Origin of the sequence: Kribbella caucasensis, assembly GCF_004361855.1 — a bacterium.
Classification (GTDB): Bacteria; Actinomycetota; Actinomycetes; order Propionibacteriales; family Kribbellaceae; genus Kribbella; species Kribbella caucasensis.
Genome location: NZ_SNWQ01000007.1, coordinates 15,150 through 37,678, shown reverse-complemented (window position 1 = coordinate 37,678; position 22,529 = coordinate 15,150). Strand labels below are relative to the sequence as shown.

General features: G+C 67.9%; 21 protein-coding genes. 6 read left to right on the top strand and 15 right to left on the bottom strand.

From position 1 onward, the window contains the following. Positions 1-13 precede the first annotated feature (13 nt). The 10 genes from EV643_RS15840 to EV643_RS15800 form a co-directional block, all read right to left on the bottom strand. Positions 14-1,027, bottom strand: a complete 1,014-nt coding sequence (locus EV643_RS15840; RefSeq protein WP_133800840.1) for an acetylxylan esterase — start codon at positions 1,025-1,027, stop codon at positions 14-16. 69 nt (positions 1,028-1,096) lie between these two features. Further along, complete coding sequence (locus EV643_RS15835) at positions 1,097-2,005, bottom strand: RNA polymerase sigma-70 factor (protein WP_133800839.1); 909 nt, start codon at positions 2,003-2,005, stop codon at positions 1,097-1,099. A 35-nt stretch (positions 2,006-2,040) separates the two neighbouring features. Next, on the bottom strand, positions 2,041-2,817 hold the full coding sequence (locus EV643_RS15830) for a class I SAM-dependent methyltransferase (protein ID WP_133800838.1): 777 nt from the start codon (positions 2,815-2,817) through the stop codon (positions 2,041-2,043). 19 nt (positions 2,818-2,836) lie between these two features. Further along, positions 2,837-3,592, bottom strand: coding sequence for an SDR family oxidoreductase (locus EV643_RS15825; protein ID WP_133800837.1), 756 nt, complete (start codon positions 3,590-3,592; stop codon positions 2,837-2,839). A gap of 14 nt (positions 3,593-3,606) precedes the next feature. Continuing rightward, positions 3,607-4,326: an alpha/beta fold hydrolase gene (locus EV643_RS15820; protein WP_133800836.1), complete on the bottom strand. Its 720-nt coding sequence runs from the start codon at positions 4,324-4,326 to the stop codon at positions 3,607-3,609. Positions 4,327-4,486: 160 nt separating this feature from the next. Then, positions 4,487-4,612 carry a hypothetical protein gene (locus EV643_RS46460; RefSeq protein WP_255512983.1) on the bottom strand — a complete coding sequence of 42 codons (126 nt, stop codon included), beginning with the start codon at positions 4,610-4,612 and terminating at the stop codon, positions 4,487-4,489. A gap of 115 nt (positions 4,613-4,727) precedes the next feature. After that, positions 4,728-5,528 (bottom strand): GTP-binding protein LepA, encoded by an 801-nt coding sequence (locus EV643_RS15815; RefSeq protein ID WP_238165610.1) that lies wholly within the window; start codon positions 5,526-5,528, stop codon positions 4,728-4,730. Positions 5,529-5,707: 179 nt separating this feature from the next. Continuing rightward, complete coding sequence (locus tag EV643_RS15810) at positions 5,708-6,400, bottom strand: class I SAM-dependent methyltransferase (protein WP_133800834.1); 693 nt, start codon at positions 6,398-6,400, stop codon at positions 5,708-5,710. Then, complete coding sequence (locus EV643_RS15805) at positions 6,397-7,218, bottom strand: ABC transporter permease (protein ID WP_133800833.1); 822 nt, start codon at positions 7,216-7,218, stop codon at positions 6,397-6,399. Before EV643_RS15805 ends, EV643_RS15810 begins: the two co-directional genes overlap by 4 nt. After that, a complete protein-coding gene (locus tag EV643_RS15800; protein WP_133800832.1) occupies positions 7,215-8,024 on the bottom strand; it encodes an ABC transporter ATP-binding protein in 810 nt (269 codons plus the stop codon). Before EV643_RS15800 ends, EV643_RS15805 begins: the two co-directional genes overlap by 4 nt. 196 nt (positions 8,025-8,220) lie before the next feature. Here EV643_RS15800 and EV643_RS15795 point away from each other — a divergent pair, with 196 nt between their 5' ends. The 3 genes from EV643_RS15795 (at position 8,221) to EV643_RS15785 (ending at position 12,367) form a co-directional block, all read left to right on the top strand. After that, entirely contained in the window at positions 8,221-9,369 is a 1,149-nt protein-coding gene (locus EV643_RS15795) for a sensor histidine kinase (protein ID WP_133800831.1), read from the top strand. Next, on the top strand, positions 9,366-10,043 hold the full coding sequence (locus EV643_RS15790; RefSeq protein ID WP_133800830.1) for a response regulator: 678 nt from the start codon (positions 9,366-9,368) through the stop codon (positions 10,041-10,043). Before EV643_RS15795 ends, EV643_RS15790 begins: the two co-directional genes overlap by 4 nt. 86 nt (positions 10,044-10,129) lie before the next feature. Then, positions 10,130-12,367, top strand: coding sequence for a sulfatase-like hydrolase/transferase (locus tag EV643_RS15785; RefSeq protein WP_133800829.1), 2,238 nt, complete (start codon positions 10,130-10,132; stop codon positions 12,365-12,367). Here the strand turns inward: EV643_RS15785 and EV643_RS15780 are convergent. Next, the gene (locus EV643_RS15780; protein ID WP_202869572.1) at positions 12,364-13,548 is read right to left on the bottom strand and encodes a carbohydrate-binding protein; all 1,185 of its coding nucleotides are present in this window, start codon (positions 13,546-13,548) and stop codon (positions 12,364-12,366) included. The two genes, EV643_RS15785 and EV643_RS15780, sit on opposite strands and share 4 nt — an antisense overlap. Before the next feature lie 164 nt (positions 13,549-13,712). On the opposite strand from EV643_RS15780, the gene EV643_RS15775 reads away from it, so the two are divergent. Beyond that, positions 13,713-14,624 carry a MurR/RpiR family transcriptional regulator gene (locus EV643_RS15775; RefSeq protein ID WP_133800828.1) on the top strand — a complete coding sequence of 304 codons (912 nt, stop codon included), beginning with the start codon at positions 13,713-13,715 and terminating at the stop codon, positions 14,622-14,624. 210 nt (positions 14,625-14,834) lie between these two features. Further along, positions 14,835-15,644 (top strand): SAM-dependent methyltransferase, encoded by an 810-nt coding sequence (locus EV643_RS15770; protein ID WP_133800827.1) that lies wholly within the window; start codon positions 14,835-14,837, stop codon positions 15,642-15,644. A gap of 65 nt (positions 15,645-15,709) precedes the next feature. Here EV643_RS15770 and EV643_RS15765 read toward each other — a convergent pair whose 3' ends face one another. Beyond that, positions 15,710-16,921, bottom strand: coding sequence for an acyl-CoA dehydrogenase family protein (locus tag EV643_RS15765; RefSeq protein WP_133800826.1), 1,212 nt, complete (start codon positions 16,919-16,921; stop codon positions 15,710-15,712). Further along, on the bottom strand, positions 16,921-18,237 hold the full coding sequence (locus EV643_RS15760) for an acyl-CoA dehydrogenase family protein (RefSeq protein ID WP_133800825.1): 1,317 nt from the start codon (positions 18,235-18,237) through the stop codon (positions 16,921-16,923). Before EV643_RS15760 ends, EV643_RS15765 begins: the two co-directional genes overlap by 1 nt. 73 nt (positions 18,238-18,310) lie before the next feature. Between EV643_RS15760 and EV643_RS15755 the strand changes: the two genes are divergently transcribed. Then, the gene (locus tag EV643_RS15755) at positions 18,311-19,405 is read left to right on the top strand and encodes a class I SAM-dependent methyltransferase (RefSeq protein WP_133800824.1); all 1,095 of its coding nucleotides are present in this window, start codon (positions 18,311-18,313) and stop codon (positions 19,403-19,405) included. Here the strand turns inward: EV643_RS15755 and EV643_RS15750 are convergent. Together EV643_RS15750 and EV643_RS15745 are read right to left on the bottom strand one after the other, a co-directional pair. Then, positions 19,390-20,640 carry an RNA polymerase sigma factor gene (locus EV643_RS15750; protein ID WP_133800823.1) on the bottom strand — a complete coding sequence of 417 codons (1,251 nt, stop codon included), beginning with the start codon at positions 20,638-20,640 and terminating at the stop codon, positions 19,390-19,392. The genes EV643_RS15755 and EV643_RS15750 overlap by 16 nt on opposite strands. A gap of 286 nt (positions 20,641-20,926) precedes the next feature. Then, a complete protein-coding gene (locus EV643_RS15745) occupies positions 20,927-22,513 on the bottom strand; it encodes a phytoene desaturase family protein (protein WP_133800822.1) in 1,587 nt (528 codons plus the stop codon). Positions 22,514-22,529 lie beyond the last annotated feature (16 nt).

The following is a 22,529-nucleotide window of genomic DNA, read 5'->3' as shown; positions in this document are numbered from 1 at the left end:
GGCGATGATCCTGTCAGGACGTCGTGCCGAACACGCTCGCGAACCAGTCGAGCTGGGCGTCCTGCTGGTAGGTCTGGCCGCCCTCGTGGTTGTTGTGGCTGTAGACCTTCATGTCCTTGCCGACCTCGACGCCCGACGAGGTTCCGTACGAGTTGTAGGCGGCGTAGACCGTCGACGGCGGGCAGGTCTGGTCCATCAGGGCGACCGAGAAGAGGGCCGGCGCGGTGGCGAGGCTGCCGAGGTTGACACCGTCGAAGTAGCCGAGGGTGCGGTAGACCGGTTCGACCTGGTCGCGGAAGCCCTTCAGGTACCGGGTGATCTCGGCGTACGGCTCCTTGTCGGTGATCTCCACGGCGCGCTGGAAATGGCACAGGAACGGGACGTCCGGCGCGCAGCCGAGCAGGTTGATGCCGGCCAGGCCCGCGAGGCCGGCCGCCGCGATCGAGATGCCGCCGCCCTGGCTGCCGCCGGTGACGACGATTTTGTCCGGATCCACGAACGGGGAGGTCCGCACCGCTTCGAGTGCGCGGACGGCGTCGATGTAGACCCGGCGGTAGTAGTACGTCTCTGGGTCGCTGATGCCGGCGGTCATGAAGCCGGGCGTGTGGTTGAGGCCGGCGTACGCGCTGTCGTCGGCCGTGTTGCTCGGTCCGCCGGCGCTGTAGCCCTGCCCGCGGGTGTCCATCACGAAGTGGGCGTATCCGGCCTGCGCCCACAGGTTCGTGGCGTGCGGGAAGCCGCGGCCGCCGGAGTAGCCGTGGTACTGGACGACGGTCGGCAGCGGGCCGGTCGCACCCGCCGGAACGTGCAGCCAGCCCTTGATCGGCGCACCGCCGAAGCCCGCATACGTCACGTCGTAGGTGTCGATGACGGCCAGCTTGTTGTCCACCTCGGTGAACGACGCGGCGAGCTCGTCGGTACGCGCCTTCTCGATGGACCGGCGCCAGAAGTCGACCAGGTCGGCGGGGGCGGCCACGTCGGGCCGGTACTCGCGGAGCTTGTCGAGGGAGAGATCGAACATAGCCATGAGCAGTCAACCTATGCCAGATCCGGCCGGTCCGTCGTCAATATTGTCCGATGCTGGACAGCGGCCGGGTCAGGTCGCGACGGAGACGGCGCCGAACTTGGCTGGGTTCATCATCCAGAGCAGACGGTCGATTCCGTCCGCCGTGGCGTCGACCGTGACCACGGCGAAGACGACGCCGTCGCGACTCAGGACCGCTGCCGTCTGTCCGTTCTCCTGCGCCCACTCGATGTCGGCGCCGACCCAGAACCAGCGCGCGATGGCCGTCACGAACTTCGCCACCCGCTGCCCGCCGACCAAGGGGAAGCGAGCAGCCGTGACGACACCACCACCGTCGGAGAGGCTGACCACATCCGCGGCGAACAGCTTCTCCAGCGCCGACAGATCGCCCGAGCGAGCCGCGGTGACGAAGGCGGTCAGCAGCCGGCGCTGTTCGGATCCCTTCACCGGCGCCCGCCGCTCGGCGACCACGTGCTTACGCGCACGGCTGACCAGTTGACGGACCGCGGCCCCGCTCGTCTGGAGGATGTCGGCGATCTGCGCGTACGGGTAGTCGAACGCCTCCCGCAGCACGTACGCCGCCCGCTCGTTGGGTGAGAGTTTTTCCAGCAGGAGCAGGACCGCGAATCCCAGGGCCTCACCCCGTTCGGCACCGAGGTGCGGGTCCGCACTTGTGTCGACCGGTTCGGGAAGCCATTGGCCGACGTAGGTCTCCCGGCGTACCCGGGCGGACTGGGCAGCGTTGATTGCCAGCCTCGTGGTCGTGGTCGCGAGGTACGCCGCCGGGTTGACCACCGCGCTGCGATCACAGAGCTGCCAGCGCACCCAGACTTCCTGGACCAGGTCCTCGGCCTCGGTGGCGCTCGCCAGCATCCGGTAGGCGATCCCGAACAGCCGCGGCCGCACCTCCGCGAACACCGCCACAGCCTGCTCGAGATCCTCCAAGTCGCCGGAATCGTTCGCCGTGACGCCGTCCGTCATCGCCATCGCTCCTACCCCGTCTGTCTGCTCGTCGCTCAATAGGACCAGACAGCCTCCCGTTCTGTGACAACCGCGTGGATCAGTTGCATCGAGATCTGGTCCGTGGCCAACAGGTGGTTGAGGCGCCGGCCCTGACGAGCGGCCAGCTTGTAGGCGCGAGTCGCACGGTGCGTGGCCGTGACCAGCGCAGTGACTTCCTCGGCACGCCGTGACCAGGACAGCGGTGCGTCACCAGGTCGGTTGGTCTGCTCCGTCAATCTGAACCCAGCGCGGGTGAGCAAGCTCACGAGTTCACGCTGAGTCGGGAAGTAGTTGCCGTCCGGAGCGGCCTGACTCGCCGGTCCTCGAGCAACAGCCACCAGGAGACCCAGCGAGGCACCGGGCCTCAGGACCCGGTGGATCTCGCCGAGCAGAACAGCCTTGTCCTCGACCGTACAAAGCACCCCCAGGCACCAGGCAGCGTCGATCGAACCCGTCCGCAGTGGGATCCGCGCTCCGTCAGCGGTGATGACCGGCAGTCCGAAGAGCCGTGCGGCCGCTCGGCAGGCGGTCTGCATCGGTTCCAGCAAGAGCGGCCGGACGCCGAACCGCTCGGCCGCCCACGCTGCCGGACCGCCGACACCCGCGCCGACGTCCAGCAGCCGGGTGCCGGCCGAGAGCTCACAGGCCTCGGCCAGCCAGGCGAGCGCGGCCGGACTCGAACTGCCGCGACAGGCGGCAGGTATCGCGTACCGGTCCCCGAGCTGCTCCACCGCGTCCGCGGTCCACCCCGCAACATCGTTGAACTCAGCAACCATCGCCACTGCGGTCACAACGCACCCCCCGTTCGGTTCAGTGCTTGCGGCTGGAGTCCCCGATCCAGTCCGCGTAGTGGGTTTCGCCGAGGGTCGCGCCGTCGCCGGGCACCAGCGCACTCTCGGACGGTGAGACTCCGAAGTACACGGCCTTCGGGTCTGTGACGAGCTCACGGGGATCGTTGTGGGCGGCAAGTGCCTTCCGGAAGAACTCGTCCATTCGGTACCGGTCGGGGCCTGCGACCTCGACCCGCCCGTTCACAGGCGTACCGACCGCGGTCCGGCCGACTGCCTGCGCCACATCATCGCCGGCCATGGGCTGGAAGAGCACGTGGGCCAGCCGCACCGTCGTACCGTCCGTGGCCGCGTCCGCGATGGCCGGCACGAACTCGAAGAACTGGGTCGCACGCACGATCGAGTACGGCATCGGCGAGCTCTCGATCAGCTTCTCCTGCGCGAGTTTCGCCCGGAAGTACCCGCTCTCGAGCAGCAGTTCGGTACCGACCACCGACAACGCGACGTGGTGGCCCACACCGGCCGCCTCTTCGGCCGCGAGCAGATTGCGGGTGGACGTGTCGAAGAACTCCATGACCGCCGCGTCTTCCCAGGATGGTGAGTTCGACACGTCGATGACCACCGACGCACCTTCCAGGGCCTCGGCCAGTCCTTCGCCGGTCAGGGTGTTGACCCCGGTGTTGGGCGAGGCCGCGACCGCGTCGTGGCCGTGCTCGCCGAGCTTGGTCACGAGTTTCGACCCGATCAGGCCGGTACCGCCGATAACCACGATCTTCATGACAATCCTTCCGATCAGGATACTGCGTTGATGGCGTCGAGGATGGTGGCCGCGACCGCGGCGGGCTGGGACACGCTGAGCGCATGCGAGGCGCCCGCTACCTCGCGGACGTCCTTGGAACCGGCGCGCTCGGCGAAGAAGCGGTGCAAGGCGACCGGGATGTTGAGGTCCTGGTCGCTGATCACGAACCACGAGGGGATGGTCTTCCACGCGGGTGTGTCGGTGGGCAGTCCGTCCGTCAGTGCCGTCTGGGTGACGGGACGCTGCGTGGCGGCCATCAGCGCGGCCTGCTCCGCGGGGACATCGGCCGCGAACTGCTGGTGGAACACGTCCTGCCTGATCGCGAGCTCGACCCCGCCGGTCGCGACCGGGTACGCGGTGAGGGCATCACCGAGGGTGCTGCCGGGGAACTTGGCGGACAGCTCGAAGGCGTTCTCACCATGATCGGGGACGAACGCGTCGACGTAGACGAGGCCGAGCACGGACTCGTTGCCGGCCGCGGCCTCGGTGATCACCATGCCGCCGTACGAGTGCGCGACGAGCACCACCGGCCGGCCGATTCCGGCGATCACATCCTTTACGTACGCCGCGTCGCCGGCGACACTGCGCAACGGGTTGGCGGCTGCGACGACGTACAGGGACTGTTCTTGCAACTGCTCGATGACGCCGTTCCAACTCGCCGACTCCGCGAACGCCCCGTGGACGAGTACGACGGCCGGCTTCTGCTCACTCATGGCTCTGCTCTTTCTGCTTGGCGGTCTGTTCACCAGACATAGACAGGACAGCCGCCTGCTCTGTGACACCCGCTGTGGTCGGCCGAAGCGCTGACGTAGGTGATGCAACTCCAGCCCGGCATGCGTGTGCTCACCCGCGTCCTGGCCCACCGCAAGATCGCTACTGTTTGAGGCCGCCGGGACGCTCGGACGGGCCCATCACCCGCAAGGCGATCAACAGCAGCGCGAGCACCGGCAACACCAGCCCACCATCACCACTCACGAAGACGCGAATGGTCTCCGCCACGCCGAGCAGAACAAAGACCGCCCCAAGGCAAATCCCAAGCCACCGAGTGAAAACCTGACGGCGCATGGCGGTCCCCCTTGGGATCACCGTACGTCTGACCCGCTCCGACGGTTCGTCAGAACTCGAGTCCCGCTCTCCGGACGGTACCCAGCCTGATCGCTTCGTTGAGCGCCGCAAGGATGTAACCGGGGACCTTCATCCCCTGCTGTTGAGCCCAGAGGAGTTCCCGTTCCACCAGGCTGATCTGTCGTGCGACGGTCAGGAGATCCCGGTCGAACTCGAGTGCATGAGCGACTTCACCGAAGTCAGCCAGCTGCCGGCGATTGGTCACGCCGACGAGGTCGAACGTCCGGCGGCGCAGGATCCGCGCGAGCTGGAGCTGCCAGTCGCTCAGTCCTTCCTCGCCCACCAGCACCTCGGCCGACATACGGTAGAACGCGAAGTGCCCTGGCTCCTGCCGCCGGATGGGTGCGATGACCGTCTCCGCGATCGCGTGCTCGCCCATCGTGCGAAGCCCGTCGACCAGGCGCGAGTACGCGATCACCGCCGACCGCTCGGTGGCCGCGCCGGTCAGGTAGTAGAGCAGCCGGACGACGCCGAGCATGCCGGGCAGATGCGAGAGCACCCCGACCAGCCGGATCCTGGCGCTGACCGCCAGATCGGTCGCCGCCGGCGCCATCCCGAAACCCTGTTGGACCGCATCGAGAAGAATGCCGTGCTGCAATTCCTGTGGCGACCACACGTCCTGGTAGAAGAACCGGTCCGTCTCGGTGGCGTCGGGCATGAGCGCGCGCAACTCCAGCACGTTCCGCTCGACCTCAAGCTCGACCCGGGTCAGATAGTTGAACACCTCGCCGTACCGGCCGCGGACCCGGTCCGGATCCTTGATCGTCAGATCGGCGGCACCCAACGACAACGGCGGATGCTCCTCGGCAAATGTCTCGACAAACCGCCGAAGCCCTTCCCTGGAAGCCCGCTTGGGCGCAACACTCTCTTCCAACTTGGTATGCAATTGGGTCACCTCCCTCCGCCGTTCAATCAGATCACCACTAAAGACAGCCCAGGTTCCCGAACTGTGACACCTACAGGAATTCCTCACACATACCGGGCCACGTAGCGGATGCCGGTGGCACGGATCTCGCCGGTGTCGATCGCGGCCTGCTCGTCGGTGTACGTCGTACCGTCGAGCTCGGCGAAGAAGTACGGTTCCGGGGTGACCTGCAGGGCCTGGAACCGTGTGTCCAGTGCGTGCTGGATGGCCTTGGCGGTGTGAATGCCGTTCTCCCGCGCCCACCGTCCGAGGTAGAAATCCCAGGGGCCACCAGAGTTCCACCAAGCCTCTCGGTGTCGCTGCAGCCAGTTCGTCTCGTCGTCCACGTCGCTGAGGCGGTCGAAACACCAGCGGGCGGTCGGTTCGTCGAACAGTTCGACGGCCCACTCGACCACGATCAGAGCACCACCAGGGACCAGTGCTGCTGCCATCCGGTCGGCGACGTCATCCAGATCGGCAACGTGATGAAGAGACGTGCAGGCGATGATCGCGTCCACCGGCCGGCGCACGACGTACAGCTCGAAATCGGTGCGATGGAAGCCGGGCTCGCCCGGCGCCTCGGGATCGACGCCGACCGCTTCGTACCCAGCCGCATTGAGCATCGGGACGAAGCCGCCTCGAGGACCGCAGCCGATTTCGACGACCCGGGCCGGCGCCGCAGGGAGGTGCGACCGCACCCACGGCCACAAGGTACCGAGCCACGTATCGGCCGCGGTCATCACGATCGGCGGCGTCATCGCTGACTCCGGTACAGGTACATGGTCAACGGCGCGAACACCGCGGTCACTGCCGCTGCCGCCAGCAGTACGCCGACCACCTGTCCGGTGGTCGCGGTCCCGTCCATCAACGCTCGCTCGGTGGTCACCAGATGGCTGACCGGATTCGCCTCGACGAAGGTCCGCAGCCAGCCCGGCATGGTTGCCGGGTCGACGAACACGTTGCTCATGAAGGTCAGCGGGAACTGGACCAGGAAGCTTGCCATCGTCAAGGTGGCGGGGGTCCGTACCAGCAGCGCCAGCGTCGTCCAGATCCAGGACAGGCTGTAGGCGAACAGCAATACAAGCGCGATCCCGGACAGGACGCCGGTGATCCCGCCTGCGGGTCGGAAACCCATCAGCAGGCCGAGGCCGATCACGATCGTGGTGGAGACCAGGTAGCGTCCGGCGTCACCGAGCAGGCTGCCGGCGATGAGCGCTGGCCGCCACATCGGCATGGACCGGAACCGGTCGAGTACGCCGCGGTCGAGGTCGGTCTTCAGCACCAGGCCGGTGTAGACGGTGACCAGCAAGGCGGTGAACACCAGCGTGCCGGGTAGCAACTCGTGGAGGTAAGCGCCCGTGGATCCCGACAGCGCCGAGCCGAACAGGTAGGTGAACATGAGGGTGAAGAGGACCGGGAGGACGATCGCGTCAGTCATCTGCTCGGGCACGCGCCTGAGCTTCACCAACGCGCGCCAAGCGAATACTCCAGTGGTCGACAGCCGACCGGGTAGCGTCTGCCGCGCGATCGGTGAGAGGGCGTCATGAAGGTTGCCGGTGGCAAGAGATGCGGTCACAGTGCGAACTCCTTGTCGGCTGGGTGCCCGGTGAGCGCCAGGAACACATCGTCGAGAGTGGGCTGCGCATCGGAGTCGGCTGCGACCGAGACCTTCAGCTGGGCGGGTGTGCCCTCGGCGATCACGCGTCCGTGGTCGATCACGGCGATCAGGTCGGCGAGCCGGTCCGCCTCGTCCATGTGCTGGGTCGTCAGCAGCACGGTCGAGCCGTGTTCGACCAGCGTCGCGACGATCTCCCAGACCTGATTCCGGCTGCGTGGGTCCAGGCCGGTGGTGGGTTCGTCGAGAAAGAGCAGGTCGGGCGTGACGACGATGCTGGCGGCGACGTCGAGCCGTCGCTTCATCCCGCCGGAATATCCCTTCACCTGCTTGCCGGCCGCGTCGGTCAGATCGAAGGCGTCGAGCAGCTCGTCGGCCCGGGTTCGCGCGAATCGACGCGAGAAGCCGAGCAGCCGTGCCTGCAGCACCAGGTTCTCGACACCGGTGAGGTCCTCGTCGATCGAGGCGAACTGCCCCGTCAGGCTGATCCGGTGACGGACCGCGTCGGCGTCGGCCACCACGTCGTGACCGAACACTTCCGCGGTTCCGGAGTCCGGGCGCAACAAGGTCGCCAGCATCCGGATCGTGGTCGTCTTGCCCGCGCCGTTCGGACCGAGGAAACCGTAGACTCCGCCGGCCGGTACCGCGAGGTCGAGGGCGTCCACCGCCCGGGTCCCGCCGAACGACTTCACCAGGCCGGTCGTGCGGATCGCCCATTCACTCGTACCTACCTCGGTGGCTGGAATGCCGTGCTGCGAACGTGTCATCGTGAGGACCTCCTGGTCGTCGGGCTCTCGCGGTTAGATGTTGTCCGCACCAGCCCCTCGCGGTCGTCGTCCAGCCGGAGGCTCTTCGGCGTACCGTGCCCGGGGCAAGCGGCCGCCGGCGTACCACGCTGGGAGTAGGGCAGAAGCACCACCAGCGGAGGACGCGGACGATCGCCTGCCGGTCTACTGTGCTGGCATGACCATCGGGGACGGCGCGCGTGTGCAACGGCAGGATCTCGCTGTCGCGGCCGGGGCAGTCGTGCTCGTGCTCGCCGGGACCCTGCTCCAGACACCGTCTCGTCATCCGCTCGATCTCGTCGGATATCTGATCCCGCTGTCCACAGCCCTCGCGCTCGTCGTTCGGCGCGTTTGGCCGGTGCCGGTGCTGGTCGTGGCTGCCGCCGGCCTGCTCCTCTACCCGTTGATCGGGTATCCGGGCGTGACTCCGGCCTTCCCACTGCTCGTGGCGCTCTACACCTCCGTCGACGCCGGCTATCGCAAGACCACGCTGCTCGTCTCCACGACGGCCCTGTCCGGCAGTCTCGGCATCAACCTCGCGTTGCCAGGGGCCGAGACGAGTCGCGAGATCATCCAGCGGTGGGCATTGCTGGCCGGCTGGCTGATCTCGGCGAAAATCCTCGCCGAGGTCATGCGGCACCGCCGCGGCTATCTCCGCGAGGTCGAACAGCGCGCACTGGACGCCGAACGGACCCGGGAGGAGGCGGCGCTGCGCCGGGCCGGCGAGGAACGGCTGCGGATCGCCCGGGACCTGCACGACTCGCTCACCCACAACATCTCGGTGATCAAGGTGCACGCCGGGGTCGCGGTTCACCTGGCTCAGAAGCGTGGCGAGGCGGTGCCCGAGGCGCTGCTGGCCATCCAGGAGGCGAGCCGGGAGGCGATGCGCGAGTTGCGGTCGACGCTGGAGGTATTACGGGCCGACAGCACCGACACCTGCAATGGGCTGGCCCGGCTGCCCGAACTTGTTGATCGAGCCAGATCCGCCGGCGTGCCCGCGACCGTCGAGATCAGTGGGCCGCCGCGACCGCTGCCGCCGGACGTCGACCAGGCCGCCTACCGGATCGTCCAGGAGGCGCTGACGAACGTCACCCGGCACGCTGGTTCCGCCTCGGCCGCCGTCCACATCCGGTACGACGAATCCGCGGTCACCGTGCAGATCGACGACGACGGCCACGCGACGCCGGACGCCGTACCGGTCCCCGGCGTCGGGCTGACCGGAATGCAGGAGCGGGTCACCGCACTCGGTGGGCGGCTGCGGGCGGCACCGCGACCCGACGGCGGTTTCACCGTGCGGGCCGAGCTACCAGTGGAGCTGCCGACATGACCGGGACACCGATCCGGGTGCTGCTCGTCGACGATCAGGCCCTGATCCGGGCGGGATTCCGCGCCCTGCTCGAGGCCGAGGACGACATCGAGGTGGTCGCCGAGGCAGGCGATGGGCGGCGCGGAGTCGAGCTCGCCTCGGAGCACCTCCCCGACGTCGCGCTGTTCGACGTGCAGATGCCGGTGCTCGACGGGATCGAGGCGACCCGGCTGATCGCGGCCGACCCGGCGCTGGCCGGCGTACACGTGGTGATCCTGACCAACTACGGCCTCGACGAGTACGTCTTCGAGGCGCTCCGGGCGGGCGCGGGCGGATTCATGGTCAAGGACACCGAGCCGGCCGACCTCCTGCACGGCGTACGAGTCGCCGCTCGGGGCGATGCGCTGCTCTCCCCCGGCATCACCCGCCGGCTCATCGGCGAGTTCGTCGCCCGCGGCCCAGCGCCCGGCAAGACCGGACCGGAAGTGCTGACGAACCGGGAGCGCGAAGTGGTCACCCTGGTCGCCCGCGGCCTGTCCAACGACGAGATCGCCCGCAAGATGGTGATCAGCCCAGCGACGGCGAAGACCCACGTCAGCCGGGCGATGACCAAAGTCCAGGCGCGCGACCGAGCCCAGCTAGTCGTCCTCGCCTACGAGTCCGGCCTGGTCCAACCCGCCATCAACGGCACTTGACACCGGCACGCGGCGGAGAAATCCTGGGCATCTGTCGCTGCTGAGTGCACTGGTCGGACCAGTAGCGCCGGTCGAGCTGGAGGGTCATGAGTGAGAGCCAGGGGTTTCAGGGGCGGATCGGGCTGACGCATCTGGAGTCGGTGCCGTACTGGGCGCCTGTCCGGACACCGGGAGCGTCGGCGCCGAACGTTGTCTACGTGGTTCTCGATGACGTCGGGTTCGCGGATCTCGGGTGCTTCGGGTCGGAGATCAACACGCCGACGATCAACGGTCTCGCCGCCGAGGGGCTGCGGTACGTCAACTTCCACGCGACGCCGTTGTGCTCGCCGACCCGGGCGTCGCTGCTGACCGGGCGGAACCACCACTCGGTCGGCATGCGCCTGCTCTCGAACCTCGACACCGGCTACCCGAACGGGCGTGGCCACGTGACGAAGGCCGCCGCGACCTTGGCCGAGATGCTGGTCGACACCGGCTACAACACGATGTGCGTCGGGAAGTGGCACCTCGCACCGACGGAGCACACCACCGCTTCCGGTCCGTACGATCAGTGGCCGCTCGGGCGGGGCTTCGAGCGGTACTACGGCTTCCTCGAGGCCGAGACCGACTGCTTCTACCCCGAGCTCTACTCCGACAACCACGCGATCGAGGCTCCGGGGCGGCCGGAAGACGGCTATCACCTGACCACCGACCTGGTCGACCAGGCGATCTCCTTCGTCCGGGCCCAGACCTCGGTGACGCCGGACAGGCCGTTCTTCCTCCATCTCGCGTTCGCCGCCGCGCACGCACCCCATCAGGCCCCGCAGGAGTACCTCGACAAGTACCGCGGTCGCTATGACGAGGGCTGGGACGTCGTCCGGGAGGCCCGGTTCGCCCGGCAGAAGGAGCTCGGTGTCATTCCGCCCGAGACCCGGCTGCCACCTCGCAACGACGGGGTTGAGCCATGGGTGGATCTCACCGCCGACGAGCGCCGGCTGTTCGCTCGCCTGCAGGAGGCGTACGCCGCGATGCTCGAACACACCGATGCCCAGCTGCGACGGTTCGTCGACGCCTTGGCGGCACTCGGCCGGCTCGACAACACGATGATCGTGGTCCTGTCCGACAACGGTGCTAGCCAGGAGGGCGGCCGGCGGGGATCGCTCAACCCGGCCGCCTTCCAGAACGGCATCGAACCGGACTTCGCCTGGAACCTGGACCACCTCGACGAGATCGGCGGACCACGCGGTCACTCGAACTACCCATGGGGCTGGGCGCAGGCGGGGAACACACCGTTCCGTCGGTACAAACAGAACACGCACGAGGGCGGCGTACGGGTACCGCTGATCGTGCGGCACCCCTCGACGATCGCCGAGCCCGGCGGGATCCGGTCCCAGTTCCACCACGTCATCGACATCACTCCGACGGTGCTCGACGTCGTCGGAGTCGAGGCGCCGGCGGCGTACCGGGGTGTGCCGCAGCTCCCCATCCACGGCACTCCGCTGACGTACACCTTCAACGAGGGCACGGCGCCGACCCGTCACCGCACCCAGTACTTCGAGATGTTCGGTCACCGCGCGATCTGGCACGACGGGTGGAAAGCCGTCGCCTACCACCAGCGCGGCACGCAGTACGACGACGACCGGTGGGAGCTGTTCGACACTACGGCCGACTGGTCCGAGTCCGACGACGTCGCCGCCCGTAATCCGGAGAAGCTCATCGAGCTCCAGCAGCGGTTCTGGGCCGAGGCAGGTAAGTACGACGTGTTGCCGCTCGATGACCGTGGTTTCGCCGTACGGGCCAAGGTGGCCAGGCCGGGATCGGTCCGCGCGCGCCGCCGGTTCGTCTACTACCGCGGGATGCCTCACCTGCCGGCCGCTGCGTGCCCGCCGACGATGAATCGCTCGCACCGCATCACTGCCTTCGTCGAGCGATCCGCGTCGGACGGTGACGGAGTGCTGGTGGCCCTGGGCGGCGTGGCCACCGGGTTCTCCTTGTTCGTCAAGGACGGCTGTCTGGTGTTCGACCACAACTACCTTGGTCAGCACACCGTCATCCGCTCCCCCTCGCCCACTCCAGTGGGTACGACGGAGCTCGCGGTGAGCATCGAGAAAGCCGGCGAGTGCGCCGCATCCGTACGGCTGTTGATGGACGCGAAGGAGGTTGCCGCCGGCAAGCTCGACGCCGTACTCCCCAACTTCCACGGATGGGAGGGCCTCGACGTCGGCCAGGACGGCGCATCCCCGGTCTCATCGGAGTACGACGACACCTTCCCCTACCAGGGACACCTCGACCGTGTCGTGATCGAACTCGACGACGACGAGGTGCCCCTGTTCGAAACCGTCGATTAGCTGCAGGCGCCGAGGTCCTTCCATTGGGCGGTGAGACCGGGCTCCGAGCCTTGCGTCCACCAGTTCGCCTGCCAGAGGTGACCGTTGTGCTTGCTGCGCTGGCCTTCCAGGTAGACCGTGGACCAATTCCACGCCGTCGCCGACGCACAATCCGCGGGCGGCGTGGTGGGTGGGGTCGTCGGCGGCGTGGTCGGCGGCGTCGTGGGCGGGGTGGTCGGCGGGGTTGTGCAGTTGCCGTCAGCAACCAGCGTGTCGCGGAAGTCGGTCCCTTCGGCGCGCAGGGCAGCAGCCCGGGCGGTGGCGTCGGCCGGGGCGACCACCTCGTTCTTGGCGTAGTAGGTCCAGTCGATCTGCTGGTGGTACACGCTGGTTCCGGCCGAGTGACCATTCAGGTCGATGAACCATTGGTTGTAGTTGAGCGACATGTCCTGGCGCGGATAGACCGTGTTGCCCTGGTCGTCCACGGTGTGATCGGCGATCAGTACGCCGTCCACGTAGTACTTCACATGCCCATCGGCGACCTGGGTCACCAAGTCACGCCAGCCGGCCACGGACCTACGGTCGGTCGTGGTCGCCCGCAACCCGTCCCAAGGCTCCGGACGATAGGTGTACCAACTCGTGTGGAAGTTGACCGGGCCCGTCTCACCCCAACCGCCGTTCGGCAGGTACTCCGAGAAGTCCAGTTCGCTGTACAGCGGGTCGTAGTCGTAGCGCAGCGGCGTGATCGTGAACGCCGTCTGGTTGATGTGATCGCCGTCCGGCCCGCTCGCCGGTGCGTCCGTGAACCGCACCCGGGTCGCATACGTCCCTTCCCGGAACCGGCGCTGGGTCGTCCGCAACTCGGCATGCGTCGTACCGGCCGCGGTGCCGTCGGTCGACGCCCGCAACTGAGCGACCTGGTCGCCGTCCGAACTGCTGAAGGTGATGTTGCCGGCCGGCCAGGACGCTCCTGGCACCCCTGGTCCGCCGGCCTCGGTACGGGCGTTCCAGCCATGGGACTGGAAGTCCGCATCGTTGATGGAGTCGTAGTGGAAGTCGTCGAACAGCACGCCGCAGTCGGCGACCGTAGTGGTTGTCGTGGCGGCTGTCGTGGCGGAGGAGAAGGCTGCCGCGCCGGTCGTCATTGCCGCGGCGGCTGCCAGGGCGGAGACGATCGCGGCGACTTTTCGTGGTCTGGACATGCTTGTCGAACTCCTTCGGGGGCGGGAAGTCCTGGCCACCGATGATGGGCCCCGGCCGAGCGGCTTGACAAGAACTCGCCGAGTATTTTTTCCAGATCCTTCCGAAATCTCGTCCGCTCGTGATAATTCTTTTGACGACCGATCGTCGTTGCGTGAGGTGGCCGATGACCAGTACTGAGGCTGCGCCGGGTGTGCTCCGGCGGCTCGAAGGGCCGGCCGATGCCTTCCCGGGTGCGCTGCGCGCGATCGCGGACTTCGTCCTGGCCGATCCCGCGGCCGCCGCCCGGATGACCATCGTCGAACTGGCCGACCGCACCGGCACCTCCCCCGGCACGATCACCCGGTTCAGCCGGGCTTGCGGCCTGACCGGGTACGCCGACCTCCGGGTCGCGATCGCGGAGGAAGCCGCGGGCCGGACCACCGCGAACCGTTGGGCGAGCGACATCGGCCACGAGATCCACCCCGAAGATCCGCTCGACCGAGTCCTCCAGGTGCTGGTGTCGGCCAACAGCCACGCAATGTTCAGTACGGCGGAGCGCCTCGACCCGCAGATTGTCGACAACGTGAGCGCGGCCCTGATCGGCGCACGTCACTGCCACTTCTTCGGAGTCGGCACCAGCGCAATCACCGCGGAGGAACTCGCCATCAGACTCCGCCGGATCGAGATCCCCTGCTGGGTCTGGCCCGACGTCCACTCAGCCCTCATCGCGGCAGCCCAGTCCGACAACCGCGACGTAGTGGTCGGAGTCTCCTTCTCCGGCCGCGTAACCGAGACCATCGAGGTCATCACCGCCGCAGCCACCCGAGGTGCCACCACCGTCGTAATCACCCACGACGCCGCATCACCCCTGGCAGAACACGCGGACCTACTCCTCACCACCGCCGCCCCCACCGGCGACCAACCAGCCCAATCCATGGCCGACCGCCACGCCCAGTTCCTCCTGGTCGACGTCATCTACGCCCGAATCGCCCAACTAACCCACCCCGGCATCGTCGACGTACTGGAACGAACCGCCGACGCCCTCCAGTCCCACCGCCTCCCACCCCGTCCCACCCGCAAGCGGGGACGCCAGTAATCCCTTCCGGAAAAGGGCTACTTTCAGCTCCGCAGACGTTTTCCCAGCAGCCGCCGCGTCCCTCCGGAGGAAGAGAAACAGGTGCTTGTCGATCGGTAGCCAAGTATCTTGTATTGTCACAGTCTGCCGACGCGGCAGCCACTTTGTGCGATGACTACTGCGCTCCGCCGCGTGGCGTCGTACGCCTCTATGACCGAGGAGCTCGCGCCTATGCCCGACGACTTCAGCCCAGTCATCCGAACGGACATTCCACACTCGGCACGGATCTGGAACTACTGGATGGGAGGGAAGGACAACTTTGATATCGACCGGGTCGCGGGAGACGCCGGCGCGGAAGTCGATCCGGACATCGTGACGATGGCTGTGGAATCTCGGCAGTTCCTGGTTCGTGCTGTGCGCTACCTGGCCGCCGAGGAAGGTATCCGCCAGTTCCTCGACATCGGAACGGGCCTGCCAACGATGCAGAACACCCATGAAGTCGCCCAGAGCGTGGCACAAGACTCGAAGATCGTCTACGTCGACAATGACCCGATGGTTCTTGCGCACGCCCGCGCATTGTTGGTCAACACCACGCCTGAGGGGGTGACCACCTACATCGACTGTGACTACCACCAGCCCGAGCAGATCATCGCCGATGCCCATAACGTGCTGAACTTCAGTCAGCCGATCGGCGTCATGTTCATGGGAGTGCTCGGCCACGCCCGCACCTACGAGGACATGCGCCGAATCGTTTCCACGGTGATGGACGCTGTCCCTTCGGGGAGCTACCTCACCTTGTGGGATGGCACCATCGACAGCCAGGCATACGTGACGCTCTGCGAGAACTACGCCAAGACGGGCGGTGTTCCCTACATACCTCGGCCGCGGGAGGAGATCCGCGCGGTGTTCGATGGCCTGGAGATGGTGTCGCCTGGCTTTGTGTCGCTCACTCAGTGGTGGGCCGACGGCACTGATGAGGACGACGAAGCGAGCGAAGCAAGACCGATCTCGGCCTACTGCGCCGTCGCCCGAAAGCCCTAGCCCAGGCAGCGACCAGATGGCTACCGCTCCCGTTGTGCCAACCGGCGCAACGGGAGCGCGCCCTGCTACTTCAGTTCGGCTGAGGTCTTGCCCAGCAAGCGGCGAGCGACGATCAACTGCTGGATCTGCTGGGTGCCTTCGAAGATGTCCAAGATTTTGGAGTCTCGGGACCACTTTTCCAGCAGGTGGTGTTCGGAGTAGCCGAGGGTGCCGGCCAACTCGATGCAGCGGAGGGTGATGTCGTTGCCTGCTCGGCCGGCTTTGGCTTTGGCCATGGAGGCCTGCAACGAATTCGGCTTGCCGTTGTCGGCCATCCAGGCCGCCTGCAGGGTGAGCAGGTGGGCGGCTTCCCAGTCGGCTTCCATCTGCAGGTACGACGCAGCCGCGGCCGGCTGGAGGTGGATCGGACGGTCATAGTCGACCGTGACCCCGGCCTCGGCCAGCAGGTCGCGGGTCGCCTCCAGCGATGCGCGGGCGACGCCGACGGCCATCGCGGCGACCAGTGGACGGGTGTTGTCGAAGGTCTGCATGACCCCGGCAAAACCCTTCTCACCATCGACTTCCGGCGATCCAAGCAGGTTCGAGGCCGGCACCCGGCAGTTCTCGAACCGGATCGTCGCGGTGTCGGACGAACGGATGCCGAGCTTGTGTTCCAGCCGCTCGACCGTCATCCCCGGCGTGTCCTTGAACACCACGAACGACTTGATCGCGGCCCGCCCCAGCGACTTGTCCAGCGTCGCCCACACCACCACGGCGTCGCACCGACCGCCCGCGGTGACGAAGATCTTCTCGCCGTCGATCACATACACATCACCATCGCGGCGCGCGGTGGTCTGGATGTTCGCCGAATCCGACCCACATCCCGGCTCGGTGATCGCCATCCCGGCCCAAACCCCGTCGAACCGCCGCAGCTGCTCATCCGACGCGACCGACGCGATCGCGGAGTTGCCGAGTCCCTGCCGCGGCATCGACAGCAGCAGCCCGACATCGCCCCACGACATCTCCGTGACCGACAGCACCGACGAGAGATTGGACCCGTTCTTCACCTTGCCGTCTTCGTCAGCCTCAGGACGCCGTACGCCGCCCGCTCCCGCACCCGAGCCCGTCCCGCTCGCGCCGAGCCCGTCGACCATCGCCGCGAGCATGTCGAGTTCCTTCGGATAAGCGTGCTCCGCGAGGTCGTAACGCCGCGAGTTCGGCCGCAGCATCTCAGCCGCGACCTGGTGGGCCTGGTGGACGAAGGCACGAAACTTCCGCGGCGTCTCCAGGTTAATCATCAGACGAGCACCCCGCCTTCCATCACGCCGATCGCCCGGAGATCGCGGTACCACCGCTCGACCGGATGCTCCTTCACGAACCCATGCCCGCCGAGCAATTGCACCCCGTCGGTCCCGATCTTCATCCCGTACTCAGTGCAGAGCCGCCGGGCCAAGGCGACCTCGCGGGCGAACGGAAGCCCTTGTTCCGCACGCGATCCGGCCCGATATGTGACGAGCCGCATCCCCTCGAGCTCGATCCCGATGTTCGCCACCATGAACGCCACCGACTGCCGATGACTGATCGGCTCGCCAAAGGCCACACGCGAGTTCACGTACGGCGTGACGTAGTCGAGCACCGCCTTCGCAGTACCGAGGGACAACGCACACCACCCGAGCCGGGACAGTCGTACACAGTCCGCGTAGTCCGCAAGAGTGCCGAGCTGCACGGCCGGTACGTCGGCCAGCAACACCCGCGCAAGCGAGGCCGCACGGAGACCCATCGACGGCTCGGCCTCGATCGTCACGCCCGGATGCCCGGACTCGACCAGGAACAACGCCGGCCCGTCCGCCGATCGGGCCGCGATCACGAACAACTCGGCCGCGGCGCCCCGTGGTACCAGGGACTTCACACCGTTGAGCAGGTATCCGCCACCGTGCGGGGTCGCGCGAGTCCGCAAGTCGAACGGGTCGAAGAGCGGCCGCGGTTCCAGGATCGCCAACGCAGCCGCCGGCACCGACGAGCCGGTGAAGGCAGGCAGGTACGTCGCCTGCTGGGTCTCGTCGCCCCACAACGAGATCGCCGTACTCACCGCCGATGGCGCGAGACACGCGACCGCCTGCCCCAGATCGCCGTGCGCCATCGCCTCGGCGACCAGTACGCCGGTCATGGCGGACCGCTCGGTGACGATGCCGCCCAGTTCCTCGGGGACCTCGATCAGGCTGAGCCCGAGCTCGGCAGACTGCGCCAGCACACGCGCGTCCGTCGTACAGGCTGTGTCGGCTGCGGCGGACGCGGGACGCAGTACTTCGGCCGCGAACTCGCTGACCACCCCGACCATCAACTGCTGGTCCTCGGTCGGCGTCAGGTCGAACCGGCCGGTCGATCGCGTCGCCGGCAACCGGGCGGGCTTGCCCAGCTTGCTCGCCGCGGTGAAGCTCCTGGTCAGCGCGCCCGCGGTCCGGAACCCGGTCTTGGTCGCCTCGAACACCACCCGCTCGGTCCGCTTCCGCAACCCGAACCGGTCGATCGCCCGGGACCGCGCCACCCGGTTCAGCAACGCGACGCCCACCCCGATCGCGTCCCGCCGGCTCCTCGTCCCTACCTGCCCGCTCATACCGGCAACTGTAAACCGAAGTTACAACCCAAGTCACGTGACCCAGCCCACACCCCGGCCGTACGATCCCTCCATGGGCACCACGGGGGACAACAGGAGCCGACCCGACCGGACACGGGAACTGGCCGATCGACTCTTCAAGGACTCCGGCGCGGCCCTCGAGCTCTACACCATCTACCTCGGCGAACGGCTCGGCCTGTACCGGGCGCTCGCCGAGCATGGTCCCGCCACCTCGTCGGAGCTCGCCGAACGCACCGGTACGGCGGAGCGCTACGTGCGGGAGTGGCTCGAGCACCACGCCGCGAGCGAACTGCTCGAGGTCGACGACACAAAGGCGGAGCCGGGACTCCGGCGGTACCGCCTGCCGCCTGAGTACGTCCCAGTCCTGGCCGATCCGGACGACCTCAGCTACGAGGCCTATAAGGGCGTGGAGATCGCCCGCGCCGCACGCCGGCTCCCCCAGTTGGTCGAGGCCTTCAGGACCGGTGGCGCACCGCCTCCCCAGGTCTGGGAACCGGAAGGACGGGCAGAGTTCAACAGGCCGCAGTTCGTGAACCTCCTGGGGAAGCAGTGGCTTCCGGCGATCCCGGACGTCGACCGGCGGCTCCGCGCCGAGCCACCGGCCCGAGTGGCCGACGTGGCCTGTGGGACCGGGTGGGCTGCCATCGCCATCGCCCAGGCCTATCCCCGAGTCACGGTGCACGGTTTCGACCTCGACGAGGACGCCATCGCCGCGGCGCGCGGGCATGCCGAGGAGACGGGTCTGGCCGACCGGGTGAGCTTCTCGGTCGTGGACGCCGCCGACCCGGCGCAGACCGCCCGATACGACCTGGTGACGATCTTCGAGGCCTTGCACGACATGTCGCGTCCGGTTGAGGCGCTCCGGAGCGCCCGGCAGATGCTGGCTGAGGGTGGCACCCTGCTGATCGCCGACGAAAACGTCGAAGAAGAGTTCACCGTGCCGACCACAGAGGTCGAGCGGCAGGTCTACAGCTGGAGCGTCCTGTCGTGCCTGCCCGACGCGATGGGAGATCCTCAGACGGCGGCGACGGGAGCGGTGATGCGTCCGTCAACCCTTCGCCGGTACGCGATCGAGGCGGGCTTCCGCGACCTGCAGGTCCTCCCGCTCCGAACCGACTTCTGGCGCTTCTATCAGCTGCTCCCCTGAGAGAGCCCGGCGGCTTTGGCGGTGAGGTAGCGCTGTTCGGGGAGGCTCGTCGTACGGCGGGCCGCGGCGAGGTAGTGATCGCGGGCGGCGGGGAGGTCGCCGGCGCGTTCGAGCAGGTGCGCGCGGACGGCGTCCAGCCGGTGGGTCTCGGTGAGGTTCTTGTCGTCGTCGAGGGTGGCGAGCAGCTCGAGGCCGGCCTGCGGACCCGCCACCTGAGCCAGGGCGATCGCGCGGTTGAGCGTCACCATCGGGTTCGGTGCGAGCCTCTCCAGCAGGAGATAGAGGCCGAGGATCTGCCGCCAGTCGGTCTCCTCGGTCGTCGGCGCCTCGGCGTGGATCGCCCCGATCGCCGCCTGCACCTGGTACGGCCCGACGGCGCCGCGCGCGAGGGTCCGCAGGATGAGTTCGGCCCCTTCCTCGATCTGCTTGCGGTCCCACAACGATCGATCCTGCTCGTCGATCGGGACCAGACTGCCGTCCGCGGTCGTTCGCGCCGTACGGCGGGAGTCCGTCAGCAGCATCAACGCCAGCAGACCCGCGACCTCACCGTCGTCGGGCAGCAGTTCGTGCAGCATACGGGTCAGCCGGATCGCCTCGGCGGTCAGCTCCACCCGCTGCAACTCTTCGCCCGAGCTCGCGGTGTAGCCCTCGTTGAAGATCAAGTACAGCACTTGCAGTACGACGCGCAGCCGGTCGGCGCGTTCCTCCTCGGGCGGCAGGACGAACCGGCTGCCGGCCGCCTTGATGCTCTTCTTCGCCCGGCTGATCCGCGGCGCCATCGTTGCCTCCGGCACCATGAACGCCCGCGCGATCTCGGCCGTCGTCAAACCACCGACCGCCCGGAGCGTCAGCGCGACCTGGGACGCTGGCGTGACCGCGGGATGGCAGCACAGGAAGAGCAACGTGAGCGTGTCATCGGACTCCGGCTGCTGATCGTGATCGGCGGCCGGCGCGACCAATTCCTCCGCACCGCCCATCGCGGCCACGCTGTCCTCACGCCGCCGGCGAGCACTCTCACTACGGAACGCATCGGTCAACTTCCGGCTCGCGACCGTGATCAGCCAGCCCCGCGGATTCGATGGCACCCCATCGACCGGCCACTGCGTCGCCGCCGCGAGCAGCGCCTCCTGCACGGCGTCCTCACACAGATCGAACTGCCCGTTCCGCCGAGCCAGATACCCCAGCACCTGCGGCGCCAACTCCCGCAGCAGCCCCTCCACCCGCTCCTCGCTCACCCCACCACCCTCTCACCCCTTCCACCCCGCAGTACCCCTCCCGGGACCGTGAACAACCTCGCGGGACCTCGGACAGGCTTGCAACCTGTTCAAGGTCCCGCGTTGGGGCTCACGGTCCCGGCAACTGACCGGTAGGACAGCGTTGACGCGGCGGAGGAGCGTGGTGGCAGGTCCGGCTCGGACGGTCAGCGTTGGAGGCGGCTGCCGGCGGTGGTAGGGAGGAGGATCCGGGCCGGGTCAGCGTTGGAGGCGGCTGCCGACGGTGGTGGGGAGGATCCGGGCCGGGTCAGCGCTGAAGACGGCGGAGGGCTGTGGTAGGGAGAACTCGGGTGAGCGGGCCGACCAGGGAAGCGTCGCGGAGGGCGGTCCGGGCCGCGAGGTGCCCGCAAGCGCCGTGTACGCCGGGTCCCGGGTGGATCGCGGAGCTGCCGAGGTACAACCCGGAGACATACGTCCGCGGACTGCCGAGCCCGACCGTCGGCCGGAAGATCAACTGCTGATGCAGCTGCGAGGTCCCGCCGCCGAGCGCCCCCAACCCGAGCGCCGAGTTGCCCCGGGTGAAGTCGCTCGGCTTCTGCAGATCCCGATCGACCACCAGCGCTGAGTACCCGGGCGCGAACCGCTCGATCAACCGCTCCATCCGATCGCCGAGCTTCTCCGCCGCCGCGTCGTCGGCGACACCCCGCGGCAGGTGCGAGTACGCCCAGACGGCCTCACTCCCCTCCGGCGACCGGGACGAGTCCGACTTGCTGGTCTGCCCGATCAGCAGGAAAGGTGCCGACGGCAACCGTCCGGTGTCCAGATCGGCCGACGTGTGCACCAGCTCGTCCGCGGTCCCACCGAGATGTACGACGCCCGCCGTGTGCGCGTCCTTCGCCTGCCACGGGATCGGCCCGCTCAGCCGGAAGTTCAGCTTCACCGTCGGGTAGTCCCATTCGAACCGATCCAGGTCGCGCCGCAGCCCCGACGGAACAGTCGCGCTCGGCAACAGTTCGCCGTACATGGACTCGGCGGAGACGTCGGCGATGACCGCGCGGCTGACGGAGACGCGTTCGCCCGAAGCGGCCCGGACCCCGGTGACCTTCCCGCCGGACACCTCGATCCCAGTCACCGGCGTACCGGTGACGAACAGGGCGCCCGCACGTTCGGCGCGGCGTACCAGCGCACCCGAGAGCGAACTCGAACCACCTTCCGCCACGGGGAAGCCGACGTCCTGGGCCAGCATCGCGAGCAGCCAGCCCATCGTCCCGCTCACGCTGCCGGTCAACGACGCGTCGGCATGGAACGCGTTCCCCGCGAGCAACGCGCGTCCGGCCGGCCCCTCGAACAGCTCCTGGCCCATCCGATGCATCGGCATCGCCATGAACCGCGCGAACCTGACCAGCTCCCCCGCCGACCCGAGCCGACGGGCCAGCCGTACACCAGGGACCACCGGCGGCCAAGACGTCAGCAACGCCTGGAGCAACGGCTCCCGGATCTTCACGTACGCCGAGTAGAGCTCCAGCCACGCATCCCCGTCGGCCGGGTACTCGGCGGAGATCGAGGCGGCCGTGTCGTTCGGGTCCGGGTGGATCGTCGCCGACGTCTCCGGATCGAGCAGGTGGGACAACGGCAACGGCGCATGGGACCAGCGCAGACCGTAGTTCTCCAGTTCCAGCGCGCGCAGTACCGGCGAGGCCACGCCGAGTGGGTAATTCGAACTGAACCGGTCGCTCACCCAGCCGTCGGACTCGGTCGACCGCACCGCGCCGCCGAGGGTGTCCGACGCCTCCAGCACCAGCACGTCCCAGCCCGCGTCGGCCAGTGCGGCCGCGCTCACCAGCCCGTTCGGCCCCGACCCGACCACGACGGCATCCACCCTGCGAGGAAGCATGCCTCGACACTAACCG